Genomic DNA, 18,227 nt, shown 5'->3' with positions numbered 1-18,227 from the left:
TTTTTTAGAAAATAATATTAATAAATATTAATGTAATGAATGTAAGTAATTTTCAAATTTTTAATAATTATTCAGTTGAATTAGTTTTATTTATACGTCGTATGGTAATTGCGTATGTTGTTATTTTATTAATTATTAGTGTTTTATTTATTAATTTGTATCAAATTCAAATAGTGAATTTTCAATTGTATACTACTTTTTCTAATAAAAATCGTATTAAAATTATTCCAATACTACCAAAAAGAGGTATTATTTATGACCGTAATGGCATGGAATTAGCATCAAATCGTACCGTTTATCAATTAGAAATTGTTCCAGATAATACTGATAATTTATATTATACTATTCATGAGTTAAAATCTTTATTAAATTTAAGTGACAATGATATTATACGTTTTGAACATGTACTTAAGCGAGCCTCTAAATTTGATAATTTACCTATTAAAGTAAATTTAACTGAGGAGCAACAGGCTCGTTTTGCGGTGAATAAATTTAAATTTTCTGGAGTAAAAATTAAAGGTTATCAACGTCGTTATTATCCTTATGGATCAGTTTTAACTCATGTTATAGGATATGTATCTAAAGTTAATAAAGAGGATATAAAACAATTCAATAAACTAGGAATATTTAATGATCGTTGTTTTTCTAATGCTCTTAGTATAGGTAGATTGGGTATTGAACGTTATTATGAAAATATTTTATGTGGAACTCCTGGTTATGGAGTGGTAGAAATTAATAATCGTGGAAAAGTTATTAGAAAATTATATGAGCAACCTCCTATACCAGGAAAAAATATTATTTTAACATTAGATGTTAGTTTACAACAATATATAATAAAATTATTAACGGGCAGTAGATCTTCTGTAATTGTGTTAGATCCGAGAGATGGAGGTATTCTATCTTTAATTTCACATCCTAGTTATGATCCAAATTTATTTGTTAACGGTATATCTAATTCAGAATATAGTACATTACTGCGTGATAGCAATTGTCCTTTACTTAATCGCGCTACTCAAGGTATGTATCCTCCAGCATCTACAGTAAAACCTTATATTTCAGTATCTGCATTAATTTTGGGTATAATTAATAAAAATTTTTTATTTTTTGATCCTGGTTGGTGGCAATTACCAGGATCAGACAAACGTTTTCGAGATTGGAAACGATGGGGACATGGAGAGTTGAATATTACTAAAGCAATTGAAGAATCGTCTGATACTTTTTTTTATCAGATAGCATATAAAATGGGAATAGATAATTTATCCGAATGGATGAGTAAATTTGGCTATGGCAGAGCTACTGGTATAGATATATTTGAAGAATTGACAGGCGTGATGCCAACAAAAGCATGGAAAATCCAGCGTTTTAAAAAACCTTGGTATCAGGGTGATACTATTTCTGTAGGAATAGGGCAAGGATATTGGACAGCAACACCTGTTCAGATGTCTAAAGCTTTAGTAACATTAATTAATGATGGTAATGTGCGCATACCACATTTGCTTAATAGTATTATTTTAGATAAAGATCATATTCCATATCGTCAAATAAAATATGATCAAGTAGGCGATCCAAAATCTAATGTATGGAAAATTGCTAAAGATGGAATGTTTGGGGCTGCTAATCGTCCTAATGGAACAGTGAATAGCAGTTTTTCTGATGCTTCATATAAAGCTGCAGCAAAATCTGGTACTGCGCAATTATTTAGTTTAAAATCCAGTCAAAAATATGATCAAAATAGTATTTCTATATATCTTAAAGATCATAAATTAATGACTGCTTTTGCTCCATACGAGAAACCTACAGTAGCTGTAGTTATAATTTTAGAAAACGGAGGAATTGGGTTATCGACAGGCACGATTACAAGAAAAATATTTGATTATGTTTTGATGAAATAGTATAAACATGGTTTGTTATAAACAATTAATTATTATGTATTTATGAAACAAATTATTGGAAGATATTCAATATGGAATAAATATCATATTGATGTGAAGTTGTTTTTGTTAATTATTATTTTGTTATTATATGGTATTTTTATAATGTGGAGTGCTTGTGGACAAAATTTTGAAATAATACGTTTAAGAATATTGCAAGTTATAGGTGGTATGATAATTATGTTAATATTAGCGCAGATTCCTCCTAGGACTTATGAAGTTTTAACGCCTTATGTATATGTTTGTTGTATTATATTATTAATATTAGTGAACATTATGGGGCAAATTAGTAAAGGGGCTCAACGTTGGTTAGATTTTGGTATTATCAGATTTCAACCATCAGAAATAGTAAAAATTTCTGTTTTACTTATGGTAGCTAATTATTTGAGTAAAGCTTCTCACCCCCCATCACTAATGAATATTAGTGTTACTTTATTACTTATATTTTTTCCTACGGTATTTGTATTTTTACAGCCAGATTTAGGTACAGCGATGTTGATAATTAGTTCTGGTTTATTTGTATTATTTTTATCTGGAATTAGTTGGAAATTAATTGTATCAACATTGTTGCTAATAATTTTTGTTATTCCTATATTTTGGTTATTTTGTATGCATAAGTACCAACAAGATAGAATTAAAACGTTATTACATCCAGAATTGGATCCTTTAGGATCAGGGTATCATATTATTCAATCTAAAATTGCGATAGGTTCAGGGGGTTTTACTGGAAAGGGATGGTTACATGGGACTCAATCACGGTTAGAATTTTTGCCTGAGCGTCATACTGATTTTATTTTTTCAGTTTTAGGTGAAGAATTAGGTTTTTTGGGGATAATAGTATTATTGTGTTTGTATTTGGGAATAATATTTCGTGGTTTTTTTATTGCTATAAGTATATCGCATATGTTTGGTCGATTAATTGTAGGAGGATTTATGTTAGTATTATGCATATGTGTTATTGTAAATATCGGTATGGTTAGCGGGCTATTACCAATAGTAGGTGTTCCATTGCCATTAATAAGTTATGGAGGTTCATCGTTGTCAGGATTAATGGCAGGATTTGGTATTGTTATGTCAATTAACGGTCACAGAAAAATGATATCTAAGATTTTGTAATAGTTACAACAGCTACATGAATACATTATGTAGTATTACATAGAGATTTGCTTTATGCATGTGTTCTACTAACACATGATTTTTAAATTTTTATAGTTAAAAAGAAATAATCATTGAATTGTTCATGTGTGTTATTTTTTTAAATCTTAATTTTTTTGGTAATTTATATAAATATGTTAGTGTGTATTTTTATAAATTTTTGTAATATATGTTACTCCAGATAATAGTAAAAATATGCCTACTATTATTAGTGGTGATGGCCATGATCGTCTATGTATAAATGAATAAATTAAACCGGAAATGGTTTCAAATATTATTAATGGCCCAATTAATGTAGCCGGAAGTCTTTGACTAGCTTCGTTCCAAAAAAACGTACCCAACCAAGAGCAACAAAATCCAATTATTATCATTAGTAAAATAAAAAAAATTGGTCTAGGTCCGAAAGGTAATTTAAATTCTTCTTGAGTTAAATTTGGATATAAGGTACATACTAGAAAATAAATTAAGCAAGATAATGGCAGTATAACTATTCCTTGCACATTAGCCCAAGTCATAGGTTTACAGGATGGATGTGTTTTTAACCAATATGTATTTCTTAATGCATACCATGTCCAACATAATACTGATGCAATTGCTAAGATTATGCCACTTATGTATTGCCATATACTGAATATGCACTTTTTATACTGAAGTTCAGAAATATTGACACATAATAAACCTGTTCCAATTAAAAATAAGGAAATTAATAGGGTGTTTTTTGATATTTTTTTATCTGGATAAAAAATGAATGTTACTATAGTCAATGTTAAGGGTATAGTTCCTATGATAGCTGTTGAAATCGGAGCTCCTATTCGTTGAATAGCACATGTTAAACATGTATAATATATTAAATGTCCTGTAACTACTAATTTTATTGCTTCTAACCAATCTTGTAGAAGTAATTGTCGTAAGTATTTTCTATTATACCATGATAATGGTAATGATATTAACCCAAACGCAATATAACGACCTGATGCTTGTAGGATACTCGGATATTCTGGTATTAATAGAGGACCAACAAATATTAGACCCCATAATAATCCAGATATTATAGCAAACATAATTCCTATAATCATAGTATTATTAATTATTTATTAAAGTGTTTGTTAATAAATAGCATTATTAATGTGTGATGTAAATACATGTGATTGCAAAAATTATTTATTTGTATTTATGTTTTGTGTTATTATGATGCGCCCTATAGGACTTGAACCTATAGCTTACAGCTTAGAAGGCTGTTACTCTGTCCGATTGAGTTAAGGGCGCATTAATCATATTATACTAAGTATAAAGTATTTTAATATATCTGCAATTATATTAAATTTTCTTTTATATATTTTTTATAAGGTAAATTTAGTGAATTAAGGAAATCAACATAATTTATAATTAATATGAATATCTACAATAATATTATATTAATATATAATAATTGGATAATTATTAAAATGGTCGCTAAAATAATTGATGGTAAGCATATTTCCGAAGAAATTAAAAAAGAAATAGCATGTCAAGTTCATAAGAATATTAATTCTGGTAATAGAGCTCCGGGATTAGCTATGATTTTGATAGGACATGATCCAATTTCTGAGATATATGTTATTAGTAAAAAAAAAGCATGTGAACAGGTTGGTTTTGTTTCATTTCTGTATATTTTACCAATTACAGTTACAGAGTATGAAATTTTTAAGTTAATTGATGTTTTAAATAAAGATATTCGTGTGGATGGTATTCTTTTGCAGTTGCCTCTGCCAAGCAAATTGAACAAAATAAATATTTTAGAACGTATATCTCCTGATAAAGATGTTGATGGTTTTCATCCGTATAATATTGGTCGTTTATGTCAACGTTCCCCGGTGTTAAGACCTTGTACTTCACGGGGTATTATTACGTTATTAGAACGATACAATATAGATATGTTTATTTTACATGCAGTAGTAGTCGGTGCATCGAATATAGTAGGTCGACCTATGAGCATGGAATTATTATTAGCAGGATGTACTGTATCAATAACTCATCGTTTTACTAAAAATTTAAAAATATATATAGAAAATGCTGATTTGCTAATTGTAGCGGTAGGTAAAGCCAATTTTATACCTGGTTCTTGGATAAAACAAGGGGCGATAGTTATCGATGTGGGTATTAATAGATTAAATGATGGAAGCATTGTAGGTGATATACATTTTCCTAGTGCTCTCAAAAGAGCGTCTTATATAACACCAGTGCCAGGTGGAGTTGGTCCGATGACAGTAGCAACACTCATTCAAAATACTTTACAAGCATATTATTATCATATTCGTGAATAATATTATTATATATTTTATATGGTATTTAGTAATAAATTTAATTTTTTATCTTTTATCAAAATACCATTTTGTTTTGCCTGTGTTATTATCTTCCAATCTTATTCCTAAATTATTTAGTATGTTTCTTATTCTATCTGCTAGTTTCCATTGGTTATTTTTACGTGCATATTCACGATATTGAATTAATTTTTGAATTTTTTCATAACGATTTTTTTTTATGAATGTATTTTGTTGTAAGAATATTTCTGGTTTTTGGTATAGTAATCCAATAATATTAGCTAAATATTTTAAAGTAGAGGCTAAACCATGAGTGAGCGGGTGTTTTTGAGTTTTTAAATTATTTAATTTATTAGCAATTTTAAATAGAACGGAATAGGCTGCTGGAGTGTTAAAATCATCATTTATCGCAGAAATAAATTGTTCTATAAAATTTTCTCCTCCAATTGGTTGGAGGGCTGGATTAGTGTTTTGTAAAGCGATATAGAGGTGTTTTAAAGATTTGTGAGCATTTTTAAGGTTTTGTTCATCATATTTTAATTGGCTTCGATAATGAGCGGATAGTAAGAAAAATCTTATTGTTTCTGAATTGTAACGCTTTAAAATATCACGTATGGTAAAAACATTATTTAATGATTTTGACATTTTTTCTTTATTAATTAATAGCATGCCAGTATGAATCCATGTTTTAGCATAAGGGCTATGATAAATGCTTTCAGATTGAGCTATTTCATTATCATGATGTGGGAATATTAAATCTGATCCTCCGCCATGAATGTCTAATTTTGTCCCAAAGATAGCATAATTTATTGCAGAACATTCAATATGCCAGCCAGGACGGCCAAATCCCCATGGGGATGCCCATCTTGGTTCGTTTAATTTTGAAGTTTTCCATAATACAAAATCCATAGGATTTTTTTTAAAAATTGATTTTTTAAATGTATTATTGGTTTTATAAGAAGTATTACGCAGATTAGATAAGATTCCATAATTACTTATATTTTTTAATGAAAATATTACATCTCCATTAGGAGATATATATGCGTGTTTTTTTTTGATTAATTGACCAATAAATGTGATGATATCATCAATATATTCAGTAACTTTTGGTTCATGATTTGGACGTAATATGTTTAATGCGTCTAAGTCAATATGCATTTCTGTAATCATGCGTGCGGTGAACTGTGTAATAGTTTCATGATTTTCTTGAGATTTTTTTATTATCTTATCGTCTATATCTGTAATATTTCTGGTATAATTTATTTGATAACCGCAATGGCGTAGGTAACGTATTATAATATCAAATATTATGAAGGTTCTTGCATGTCCAATATGACATAAATCATAAGTTGTAACTCCACAAACGTATATGTTAATTTTTCCGTGAGTGATAGGGACAATTTTTTCTTTTTTTTTTGTTAAGGTATTAAAGATTTTAAGCATTTTAATTTCTTTATTTTATATAACTAAAATATAACAATAACATATTTATTGTTATATTTTTTGTTTTTAATTTTGGATATTTTAATAAAAAATACAATTTAATCAATTAATATCAAATCTTTCTTTTTTTAATAAAAAAGTATTATTATAAAATATATAAAAGTTTTTATATAATTTCTTATGTTTAATATAATAATATTATAGATATTTTGTTTAATATATGTAAACTACTAAATAGTTAGATCTTGAGTAAATTAGAATTTATTAGTACGCACGAGTATTTATTTAAGGTTAATGTTTTAATTTTTTCATTTAATTGAGTTGATATATGAGCAACAACTATTAATATAGATTATATGTCTCTTTTTTTTATTTCAGATGTGCATTTATGTATGCGATCTCCAGATGTTACCAATGGTTTTTTATATTTTTTGAAGCATCAGGCAATTCGTGCTCAAGCCTTGTATATTTTAGGAGATTTATTTGAAATTTGGTTAGGAGATGATGATAATAATTTATTACATATTGATGTTGCTAATGCTTTAAAGGAGTTAAATAAAAAAATTCCTTGTTATTTTATTCATGGGAATCATGATTTTTTATTGGGAAGAAAATATGCAGAATCTTGTGGTATGATATTATTGCCTGCAGAAAAAGTTTTGAAATTAGCATCAGGAATAAAGATAATTATTTTGCATGGTGATATATTATGTGTTAATGATAGATTATATCAATTGTTTCGAAAATTTTATCGGAATATTTTGATACAAAAATTGTTTTTATTGTTACCGTTAACTGTGCGTTTAAAAATTTTTAATTTTGTACGTTTTTGGTGTATAAAGTGTAGAAAAATTAAAAATAAACCGAAGAACAGTGTTAGTATTAGTTTAAAATTGGCAATAGATATGTTAATTGCAAATCGCGCAGATGTTATGATTCATGGCCATACGCATAAGCCAGTTATTTATAAGATTTGTAAATCTAAAACGGATACATTAAAAATAATAGCATTAGGTAAGTGGAATAAATATGGATCTATGATTAAAATAGATGAAAAAAATAATAGTATTATATTTTTGAAATTTCCATTAAACGTAGTACGTAGATAGTTTAATTTTTTTTGAAGAATATTAATTTTTGTTGACAATTCAATTGTATTGAATTGTATAAATTTTTGTGTTGGGATATGTAAATTTTATAGTTTTAGCATTTTTATGAAAAGAATGTTTGTTCTTTTATAAAGTTACAGTTAAAAAATATATTTAAATTTTAAAAATAAATAAATTTTACTATTAAAATCAGTATACTAAAATTAGTAATATTCTATTTTTGTATTAATTCGGAATTATATTTATTAGTTCTTTATAAATTTCAGGGATCGTTCGATTTCCATTAATAGAAAAATATTGTATTTTTTTGTTTTTAGCTTCTTTTTGATAAAAAAGAGTTAATGGTTTAGTATGTTTGTAATAGATTTTTAATCTTTGTTTAATAGTATTAGCGCGATCGTCTTGTCTGATGGTAAGACGATCGCCTGTTATATCATCTAGACCATGATTTTTAGGGGGATTAAATTTAGTATGGTAAGTTCTTCCTGAAGCGAGGTGTACGCGTCTTCCGGTGATTCTAGTAACAACAACTGACTGTGATACTACAAATTCTATTACATAATTTATATGTATTTTGTATTTTTTCATATATAGAGCTTGTGGTATTGTTCTAGGAAATCCATCTAATAAAAATCCGTTATGGCAATCATTTTTATTAATACGTGTGTTTATTAGTTGTACGATTATATCGTCTTGGACTAATTGTCCAGTTTTTACCACATTTATAATATTTTTTGGAATATTATCATTTTGATTATACGAGCTTTGATGTAATGCTTGTCTTAATATTATTCCTGTAGAAATGTTCGGTATATTATGTCTTTGTGAAATAAGATGAGCTTGAGTACCTTTTCCTGAACCAGGTGGTCCCAATAATACTATACGTGTCACAAGATATTACCTTTTAGTGGGATATTATAAAAATTAAACCAATAAATATTTAAAATTAACATACACACTAGATGATAACATGTTTATGTTGAAAATGAATATTAATTTTTAGGGTGGTAAATATATATTTATAGTATTATTAAAATAATAATAATTTATATTATTAGTTGTATATGTTAATTTGGATAGTTACAAAATTATTATTTAATATTTATTAGTAATGAATTTTTATATATTTTGAATAATTCTAATAAATTAAAAAATCAATTATATTATATAAATAAAGTTTATATTTTATGACAGTGCTAATATGTTAGTTGAGATTTTGAGTTAATTATGTTTAATGCTATTGTCAATGTAACTATTTTTAGCGGATGTTAGTATTATAACGATATATATTCTTTATGTATTAAAGTTTCATATAAATACAAACGATATGCTTTTTATAATTTGCAGTTTATTTGAATTTTTATTCAAGAATTTTTGTGCTTTTTATATCTATTTTTGCTGAAAAAAAATCTTTAATAATTTTTATGTTATAATCATAGGAAAGTTCTTTTTTTATTTTTGATATTTTTTTTATATACACAGTTTTAATATATTCCAGTGGAGTCTGGATAGAGTTATCATCATCTTTTTTGATTATTAGTAAAATAGGTTGGCCAATATCTTTGCTAAGTGCGTGTTGTATTATATCTATTAATTTTTGAAAATTTAAATTTTTATAGTGAGAGCGAATATGTAAACAAATTTTTTTTTCAGAGATGTGTTCTTTCCAAGAGTTCATAGCTAATTTTTTTGCATCTTCTGGTAATTGTAATCTATATATTTGTGAGACCCATGTATTTTTATTGATTACTTCTTTGAGTATATTGTTCAGTATTACATTATTTTTTTTATTATTATTATTGTTTAGGATTTTTGGAGCGTTCTTATCTATAAGATTGGTTTTAAATGGTGTATATAAAATAGTATTATTTACACTAGGATTATAAGGAAGATTTTTTAATGTTTTTGTGGGAATATTAGAAAATCTTTCTAGTATTTTATGTGTTGTTTTATTTAATGTTTCTATTGTATTAGAAGCATTATATGTTTTATTTGATGTTTTATGTCTTTCAGCTTTTAATAATGTTTCTCGTGCTTTTAATATGTAAATAGTAATGTTTTTTGGATTATTTTTAGATATAGATTTAGAGATTTGTGGTATAGCAGTATCGTGTGAGTGTTTAGATACATGAGAATTAGAGTGTAGATGTAATGTTGTGTTTTTTTTAATTATGTTGAATATATCATGACTTTCATGTGTGGGATCATTACTAATATAATGAGTAATATTATTTTTTTTTTCATGTTGTTCTGATGTTTTAGTACTAAGATTTGGCTCTGTGATATTTATATCTATGTTATTTTGTGGTTTTTTGTAATATCTATGATCTAGATTAGAAGCTTTAAATGCTAAGGCTCTTAGCATAATCATTTCTATTCCTACGCGATTATTAGGAGCATAAGGTAATTCTTTGCGACCTGATAATAATATTTGGTAATATAATTGTACCATTTCTGGATTGATAAGTTTACTTAGTTTATATATACATTGATTTATATAGTTATTTGTTTCGGATAATGGGATTTGTGTAAATTCAGAATTTGCTAAAAATTGGTTTGTGGATATTTTTTGTAAAATGGTAAGCATTTCGCTTAAAATAAGATCCCAGTTAACTCCTAGATTGGAAAAATTTTGAATTTGGCGCATTATAGTATTTATATCACCATTAATTAAATTTTTAACTAAGGATAACGGATGCTTTATGTTTACGATGCCGAACATATTATTAATAACTTCATCAGTTATATTATTATTTCCTAATACGATCGCTTGTTCTGTTAAACTTAGTGCATCCCGCAAACATCCTTTAGATGCATGTGCTATTGTTTCTAAGGCATAAGCTTCTATTGTGATTTTTTCTTGACTAAGAATGTATTTAAGTTGATTAATTAATTGCGAAATACTTAAAGGTTTTAAGTGAAATTGAAGACATCTAGATAATATGGTTTCAGGTAGTTTTTGATATTCAGTGGTGACTAAAATAAATTTAACGTGCTTAGGAGGTTCTTCTAGTGTTTTTAGTAAGGCATTAAAACTATGTCGAGATAGCATGTGTACTTCATCTATTAGATATATTTTAAAGCGACCTCGAGATGGTGTATATTGTACATTGTCTAGAAATTCTCTTGTTTCTTCTACTTTAGCGCGTGATGCTGCGTCTATTTCGATGAGGTCGATAAAACAATTTGATTGAATATCATGACAATTATTGCACGCGCAGCATATATCATATGTTATGCCGGTTGTACAGTTTAATCCTTTTGCAAATAATCTTGCGATAGTAGTTTTCCCTATACCTCTTGTTCCGCTAAATAAGTAGGCGTGATGAATTTTTTTTAATAAGAAACTGTATTTAATCGCTGTAATGACATGGGTTTGTCCCACTACATCTGAAAATTTTTTTGGACGCCATTTGCGAGCAAGTACTTGATAGTTCATAGAATAATACTCAAATTATTTAATTTTTAATTATCGGAAAACATCACTAGGCTATAAGAATTAATTCCTATGGTTTTTAAGAATGATTTTCCTCCTAAATTTTTTAAATCTATTAGAAAACCAGCATGATTGACTTCTCCCCCTAAACGTCTTATTAATTTGACTACAGCTGCGATTGTTCCACCTGTTGCTAATAAGTCATCTATAATAAGTATTTTGTCTCCTGGTTTAATTGAATCAGTATGTATTTCTAATCGTCCGCTATCATATTCTAAAATATATGGTTCACTAACAGTGTTACGCGGTAATTTACCTGATTTACGCGCTGGGATAAACCCCAGTTTTAATATTAATGCTAATGGTGCGCTAAACAGAAAACCACGAGCTTCTATTCCGACAATTTTATTTAATTTATAATTTTTATAGTGATGAGCTAAAAGTGTAATACTAGCAGAGTAAGCTTTTGGATTTTTTAATAAAGTAGTTATATCTCTAAATAAAATGCCTTTTTTAGGATAATTAGGTACAAATTTTATATTTTTTTTAATTAATGCTAATTGTTGATTCACAACGCTTATCATATTTAGCCTAAAGTAAAATAATAATGTAATTAATATACATATAGAAATTATATTATTAAAAATAAATAAAATTATTGTATGGTTAGTAAATATTATTTTTATTTAAAAAAACAACTTTGAATATTTTATATTTTTAAATTTTATTATTTTATTAATTTTTTATTTTCCGTTTTGGAATATATTATATGTTAAATATATTTTATTGTATTAATTTTATAGATTTTAAGATTTAATTATATTTTTAATATAAATGTAGATTTTTTGAATAAATGAAAATTTCAGTAAATATTTTGTGTTTTGATGTAGAATTAATAAATTATCTATATTAAAAATAATTTTTATTTAATATTTCAAATAAAATTAATTATCATTAATGATATGCAAAGTAATTAATTTAAATAAAATAAAATATTTATATTTTAATAAAAATATTTTTTTTGGATTTAATAAAGATTTTTTAATTTATATATTCATATATGGTATTCACTAAATATATATTATACCTTATAAATTATACATTTTAATGTAGTTAACGTATACACGTTATAAACATATATTTTTTGGTATGCATATGTTGTAATTTTTATTAAAATCTTATTAGTTTTTATTTATATAGAAATTTTTATATAAAATATTTTATGTATATAGTATAAATGGATAGTGATTTTTACAAAATAAATCTGGGATGTTAAGTAAAATGTTTAAAACAATTCTTTGATACGGCTGCTTCTTTTCAGACCTGACCGGGTTTACAAATATTATTATTATTAAATTACATAACATCCCAAGCTTGGATTTTATATATATTTTTTTAAAATTTCAATAAAAATAATATTTTATTATTGAGTAAATTTGTGTTTTATACGGTTAATAAAACTTATTAATATAAGTTTGTAATATATTTTTTAAAATATTTTACTATAGCTATATGTTATTAATATAATTGAATGTTATCTATAAAATTTATAATTTTATAAATTATATATTTGTGTAATATATAAAAATTATCTTTTGTAAAAGATTACACTAATTTTTATGTTTTAATATGAAATCGTATTTTTTTTAAAAAATAATTTTTTATATTAATTATACTGAGTGACAGTATTGGATTAAAAATGAATTTTATTGATTATATGGTGATATTTTATAAGTTTGAAAATTAATATAACGGTTATTATTGTTTATATTTTTATGTTATTACAACGTATATGTTTTTGTATTATTTAATAATGTGTGTTGGTATTTTTATTTTATTTAGTATATTTGATTAATCGCATAATTATTATGATACTTATATGAATAAGTTCTATTAATAAAAAATAGATAACGTAGTATTATACTACTAGCTGGTTTTTTTTAGGTGTGGATTTTATTGGAAAATTTGTGGGAATAGCATTTTTTTGTAAAGCTAATTTCAAGACTTCGTCTATTTGTTTTACTGGATATATATTTAAATTATTTACTACAATTTTTGGTATGTCTTCTAAATCTCTTTTGTTTTCATACGGTATTAGCACTGTTTTTATACCTCCTCGATGTGCTGCGAGTAATTTTTCTTTTAGTCCACCTATAGGAAGTATTTGTCCTCTTAACGTTATTTCTCCTGTCATTGCTATATTAGCTTTTACAGAATTTCCGGTTAAACATGATACTAAAGCAGTACACATAGCTATACCAGCGCTCGGTCCATCTTTTGGTGTTGCGCCTTCTGGAACATGAACATGAATATCTTTCTTTTCGTAGAAATCATTGTTTATACCTAATTTATCTGCACGGGCTCTTACTACGGTTAGAGCGGCTTGTATGGATTCTTGCATAACTTCACCTAATGATCCAGTGTATGTTAATTTGCCTTTTCCCGGTACACAAGCAGTTTCGATAGTCAATAGATCGCCTCCTACCTCAGTCCAAGCTAATCCTATGACCTGACCGATTCTGTTTTCTTGGTCATATGTAGTGCAATCGTAACGTTGTATTCCTAAAAAATCTTTTAGGTTATTTTTGTCAATAGTTATGCATTTAATTTTTTTATTCATTAGTAATATTTTTACTGTTTTACGACATAATTTAGATATTTCACGTTCTAAATTACGCACTCCAGCTTCGCGTGTGTAATTTCTAATTATTCCAATCAATGCATCATCTTGAATTGTTAATTCCCCAGGTTTTAAAGCGTTACGTTCTATTTGCTTATTAAGCAAATGTTTTTTAGCTATATTTAATTTTTCATCTTCGGTATATCCAGACAGTTTTATTACTTCCATTCTGTCGAGTAATGGGCTTGGAATATCCATAGAATTGGAGGTGGCAACAAACATAACATCAGATAAGTCGTAATCTATTTCTAGATAATGATCATTGAAAGTAGTATTTTGTTCAGGATCTAATACTTCCAATAAAGCAGCAGCAGGATCTCCGCGCATATCTAAAGATATTTTATCTATTTCATCTAAAAGAAATAGTGGATTCTTTACTCCAATTTTGGAAATTTTTTGTATAAGCTTTCCAGGCATGGAACCAATATAAGTTCTCCTATGTCCTCTAATTTCCGCTTCATCACGCATACCACCTAATGCCATACGAACATACTTACGACCAGTAGCTTTAGCTATAGATTGACCTAGGGAGGTTTTTCCAACCCCAGGAGGTCCTACTAAACATAATATTGGTCCCTTCATTTTATTGATTCTGTTTTGTACTGCTAGATATTCTAATATACGATCTTTAACTCGGTCTAGCCCATAGTGGTCTTTGTCTAGGCTTTCTTGCGCTTTTAGTAAATTTTTTTTCATTTTACTTCTTGCGTGCCAAGGGACTGATAGTATCCAATCAATGTAGCCACGTACCACAGTGGCTTCAGCAGACATTGGGGACATCATCTTCAATTTTTGCCATTCTGATTCTACTTTATTTTTAGCTTCTTTTGGCATTTTTGCCGTTTCTATTTTTCTTTTTAAAGATTCATTCTCATCAATGATGTCATCTAGCTCTCCCAGCTCTTTTTGTATAGCTTTCATTTGTTCATTTAAATAATATTCACGTTGACTTTTTTCCATTTGTTTTTTTACGCGATTACGAATGCGACGTTCTATTTGTAATAATTCAATTTCTGTATCTATTGTGGCAATTAAATATTCTAGCCGTTCTGTAACGTCTGACATTTCTAATATAGATTGTTTATCATTTAATTTTAGGGGCATGTGAGCAGCTATAGTATCGGCAAGTCTATCCGCATTGTTGATATTATTTAAAGATGTTAAAACTTCAAAAGGTATTTTTTTATTTAATTTAATATATCCTTCAAATTGATGAATAACAGCCCGCATCAATACTTTTTGTTCACGTTCATTTAGTTCTTTGGTTTCGAAAGAGCTAGTTGCATTTGCTGTGAAATGATTACCGGTATCTATAATTTCAATAATTTTGGCTCTTTTTAATCCTTCTACTAAAACCTTTACTGTTCCATCTGGAAGTTTTAACATTTGTAATATTGTTGACACTGTTCCTACTAGAAATAAATCATTAATACTTGGTTCATCAGTAGAAGCATCTTTTTGAGCTACTAACATAATTTTTTTATCGTTATTCATTGCAGATTCTAAACATTTGATAGATTTTTCTCGACCTACGAATAATGGAATAACCATATGGGGATATATCACCACGTCACGCAAAGGTAACACAGGAATTTCTATGCGTTTGGGTTGTTCAACATTCATGGAATTATCTCTCTTGATTTGTTTTTAGATTGCAACAATCTGGATGTTTTCATGTGACTTTTCCGTAATCAGATAATTGGATATATGGGGACGAATTAATTATATTCAATATATTCGTTACAAAAGAGAAATAAATAGTTTCTTACTGATTTGGGAAAATAAATAAATTATATTATAGTATAGTTATATTTTCGTTATTTTAAAATTTTTAATACGAAATATAAATATTATTTTTAGATTTATTAAATATGTGTGTTTAGAACTTTAAAATTATTAAAATTTCTATTTTAGTAAAATATATTTTTAAATTTTGTTTAAGTAAAATTAATTAAGTTTTAATAAAAATATTATTCAATTATATATAAATATATAACGAGATAATAACATTAAAAAATTAATTTCTTCTTTATAAGAACATTAGATACATATAGATGATTTATTTATATAATGAAAAATTATAATTTATTTATTTAATGAATTTATTTTGTTATCATATATGTTTAGTGGTCTTTATTTATCACAATTTGGATTGTGTGTTTTGATATGTTATGTACCTGGGATAAATATTTTAACAGATATAGGCAGTGTTTATCTTAAGCTCATGAATTATGTAAGGTAATAACTGTTTTAATATATGCAAATGTATGTATTAATTGAAGATAATAATGATAGTATTTTTTTTGATAAATTTATCGGTGTAATTTTAGGTATAAATACACAATGAGTTTTAGTTATTGATATACATATAATAATATATGTTAGTATTCTATTTTTATAAAAAATTTTACTATTATTTAGTATAGAATTGATTTTCTGTATGAATAGATATAGACTTACACATAAGTGTGTGTTTGTTGGGCGACCAATTTGATTGTTATTTATATAACAATTCATAGTATGAATATGGGAAAATTTGATTTTTTAATTAAAAAAAATTTTTTGCTTTTTAGATACCTGCTATCATCATGGATGATATAAGTACGGATCCGCATATGATATTTCCACGTGTTTCAATATCACATCCAATGGAATCAATATTATAAAACATTTTTCTTAAATTACCAGCTATAGTAATTTCGTGTACTGGATATTGGATATTTCCATTTTCTACCCAAAAACCTGATACACCTTTTGAATAATCGCCAGTTATTATATTAACACCTTGACCCATTATATTAGTAACAATTAATCCACGGTTCATAAGCTTTACTAATTCTGAAAAATTATAATTTTTATAACTAATATGCCAATTATAGATGTTATTAGCATGGCCAGTGCTTTTTAATCCTATTTTACGGGCAGAATAACTATTTAACAACCAAGTATTTAATATACCATGTTTTATAATAGTACGATTTTTTGTTTGTACTCCTTCATTATCAAATGGCGCGGATCCCCACCCTTTTAATATATGTGGGTATTCTTCAATTGATATCCAATTAGGAAAGATTTGTGTTTTTAATGAATTTAATAAAAATGTGGTTTTACGATATACGTTATCTCCATGAATAGCTGTTGCTAAGTGTTGGAATAGACTTGTAGCCATATCTGCAGAAAATAATATTGGAGATTCCATAGTTTTTAATTTTTTAGAGTGCAATTGAGCTAGTGTTCTTTTAGCGCATTCTGTTCCAACCCATTCAGGTGAACGTAAATCATTTAAGGATCGACTTAATGTATAAGCATAATTTTGTTCCATAATACCGTTACTTTCAGCTATTATACTACAACATAGATAATGTTGAGTACTTGTGTAACTTTGTAGCATACCATGGCTGTTGCCAAATGCTTTAATGGTAAGGGAACTAGAAAATTTTCCCCCTTCAGTATAAATAATACGTTTGTCATATTTTAATGCTGTTTGTTCTGAAATAGCAGCTAAATTGGCTCCTAATTTAGTGTCTAAATTAATTGGATGACATAAATCTAAATGCATAGCGTTGAACGATAATAATTCTTTATCAGCAATTCCTGAATATGGATCTAAGGAAGTATAAGTGGCAATATCTATCGCATGTTTAATTGTGTATGTTAATGTTTTTTCGTGGAGATTGCTTGAGAAAGCACTGCCTTTTTTTTGCCCGCAAAATACGGTAACTTTTAATATGGTATTATTATTAAATTCTACGTTTTCTAAGTTACCGTATCTAGTACTTATAGTAATACCTATAGTTTTGGTAATTGATATTTCTGCTGTATTTGAATATTTGTGCGCTATATTTAGTGCATGGTTTACTGTTTCTTTTAAAGAGTTGCATTGTTGTGTTATATCATGTGTATGATGCATGTGTTACTCCTATAGTAAAGATCGTGAATTGTAAATACAATTTAAAAATTCAGATAATCATTCTGATAATACAAATATTAAAATTAGACAAAGTATACATTTTAGTTAATTAAAAATGTTGATTTTTATTAATTATATAGTCAGAGTTGCAATGATTATATAATACTTAACGTAAGAAGCATTGATTACCAATTTTTAGTAGATAATAAAATTTTAAAAATTTTTACATTTATATTGAAGGTCAGTATTACAAATGAATTATA

At 26.7% G+C, this 18,227-nt stretch carries 11 protein-coding genes, 1 tRNA gene and 1 other RNA gene; 4 read left to right on the top strand and 9 right to left on the bottom strand.

Annotated elements, in window-relative coordinates; genetic code table 11:
- Positions 1-35 precede the first annotated feature (35 nt).
- Together mrdA and rodA are read left to right on the top strand one after the other, a co-directional pair.
- Positions 36-1,892 carry a peptidoglycan DD-transpeptidase MrdA gene (gene mrdA / locus M9405_RS01445; RefSeq protein WP_250223500.1) on the top strand — a complete coding sequence of 619 codons (1,857 nt, stop codon included), beginning with the start codon at positions 36-38 and terminating at the stop codon, positions 1,890-1,892.
- A 42-nt stretch (positions 1,893-1,934) separates the two neighbouring features.
- Positions 1,935-3,047 (top strand): rod shape-determining protein RodA, encoded by a 1,113-nt coding sequence (rodA, locus tag M9405_RS01440; RefSeq protein WP_250223499.1) that lies wholly within the window; start codon positions 1,935-1,937, stop codon positions 3,045-3,047.
- Positions 3,048-3,223: 176 nt separating this feature from the next.
- Here rodA and M9405_RS01435 read toward each other — a convergent pair whose 3' ends face one another.
- Entirely contained in the window at positions 3,224-4,162 is a 939-nt protein-coding gene (locus M9405_RS01435; RefSeq protein ID WP_250223498.1) for a DMT family transporter, read from the bottom strand.
- Positions 4,163-4,278: 116 nt separating this feature from the next.
- A tRNA-Arg gene (locus M9405_RS01430) sits at positions 4,279-4,352 on the bottom strand.
- Positions 4,353-4,531: 179 nt separating this feature from the next.
- Here M9405_RS01430 and folD point away from each other — a divergent pair.
- Positions 4,532-5,389, top strand: a complete 858-nt coding sequence (folD, locus tag M9405_RS01425; RefSeq protein WP_250223497.1) for a bifunctional methylenetetrahydrofolate dehydrogenase/methenyltetrahydrofolate cyclohydrolase FolD — start codon at positions 4,532-4,534, stop codon at positions 5,387-5,389.
- 45 nt (positions 5,390-5,434) lie between these two features.
- Here the strand turns inward: folD and cysS are convergent, their stop codons facing one another.
- Positions 5,435-6,829 (bottom strand): cysteine--tRNA ligase, encoded by a 1,395-nt coding sequence (cysS, locus tag M9405_RS01420; protein WP_250223496.1) that lies wholly within the window; start codon positions 6,827-6,829, stop codon positions 5,435-5,437.
- A gap of 356 nt (positions 6,830-7,185) precedes the next feature.
- Between cysS and M9405_RS01415 the strand changes: the two genes are divergently transcribed.
- Positions 7,186-7,938, top strand: a complete 753-nt coding sequence (locus tag M9405_RS01415) for a UDP-2,3-diacylglucosamine diphosphatase (RefSeq protein WP_250223495.1) — start codon at positions 7,186-7,188, stop codon at positions 7,936-7,938.
- Positions 7,939-8,163: 225 nt separating this feature from the next.
- Here M9405_RS01415 and adk read toward each other — a convergent pair whose 3' ends face one another.
- From adk to pmbA, 6 genes are all read right to left on the bottom strand, one after another.
- Entirely contained in the window at positions 8,164-8,829 is a 666-nt protein-coding gene (adk, locus tag M9405_RS01410) for an adenylate kinase (RefSeq protein ID WP_250223494.1), read from the bottom strand.
- 469 nt (positions 8,830-9,298) lie between these two features.
- A complete protein-coding gene (gene dnaX / locus M9405_RS01405; protein WP_250223493.1) occupies positions 9,299-11,377 on the bottom strand; it encodes a DNA polymerase III subunit gamma/tau in 2,079 nt (692 codons plus the stop codon).
- Positions 11,378-11,403: 26 nt separating this feature from the next.
- On the bottom strand, positions 11,404-11,958 hold the full coding sequence (gene apt, locus M9405_RS01400) for an adenine phosphoribosyltransferase (protein WP_250223492.1): 555 nt from the start codon (positions 11,956-11,958) through the stop codon (positions 11,404-11,406).
- A 688-nt stretch (positions 11,959-12,646) separates the two neighbouring features.
- Positions 12,647-12,737, bottom strand: an RNA gene (gene ffs, locus M9405_RS01395) — signal recognition particle sRNA small type.
- 555 nt (positions 12,738-13,292) lie between these two features.
- Positions 13,293-15,677, bottom strand: coding sequence for an endopeptidase La (gene lon, locus M9405_RS01390; protein ID WP_250223491.1), 2,385 nt, complete (start codon positions 15,675-15,677; stop codon positions 13,293-13,295).
- Between the two features lie 946 nt (positions 15,678-16,623).
- Positions 16,624-17,964, bottom strand: a complete 1,341-nt coding sequence (gene pmbA, locus M9405_RS01385) for a metalloprotease PmbA (RefSeq protein WP_250223490.1) — start codon at positions 17,962-17,964, stop codon at positions 16,624-16,626.
- Positions 17,965-18,227 lie beyond the last annotated feature (263 nt).

It is taken from the genome of Candidatus Blochmannia ocreatus (assembly GCF_023585745.1).
Classification (GTDB): domain Bacteria; phylum Pseudomonadota; class Gammaproteobacteria; order Enterobacterales; family Enterobacteriaceae; genus Blochmanniella; species Blochmanniella ocreatus.
The sequence above is the reverse complement of the archived record's forward strand: the minus strand, read 5'-3'. Positions and strand labels throughout refer to the sequence as shown.

Coding starts and splice junctions, on each gene's coding strand:
- mrdA (WP_250223500.1), top strand. CDS start 36: ATGAATGTAAGTAATTTTCAAATTTTTAATAATTATTCAGTTGAATTA.
- rodA (WP_250223499.1), top strand. CDS start 1,935: ATGAAACAAATTATTGGAAGATATTCAATATGGAATAAATATCATATT.
- M9405_RS01435 (WP_250223498.1), bottom strand. CDS start 4,162: ATGATTATAGGAATTATGTTTGCTATAATATCTGGATTATTATGGGGT.
- folD (WP_250223497.1), top strand. CDS start 4,532: ATGGTCGCTAAAATAATTGATGGTAAGCATATTTCCGAAGAAATTAAA.
- cysS (WP_250223496.1), bottom strand. CDS start 6,829: ATGCTTAAAATCTTTAATACCTTAACAAAAAAAAAAGAAAAAATTGTC.
- M9405_RS01415 (WP_250223495.1), top strand. CDS start 7,186: ATGTCTCTTTTTTTTATTTCAGATGTGCATTTATGTATGCGATCTCCA.
- dnaX (WP_250223493.1), bottom strand. CDS start 11,377: ATGAACTATCAAGTACTTGCTCGCAAATGGCGTCCAAAAAAATTTTCA.
- apt (WP_250223492.1), bottom strand. CDS start 11,958: ATGATAAGCGTTGTGAATCAACAATTAGCATTAATTAAAAAAAATATA.
- lon (WP_250223491.1), bottom strand. CDS start 15,677: ATGAATGTTGAACAACCCAAACGCATAGAAATTCCTGTGTTACCTTTG.
- pmbA (WP_250223490.1), bottom strand. CDS start 17,964: ATGCATCATACACATGATATAACACAACAATGCAACTCTTTAAAAGAA.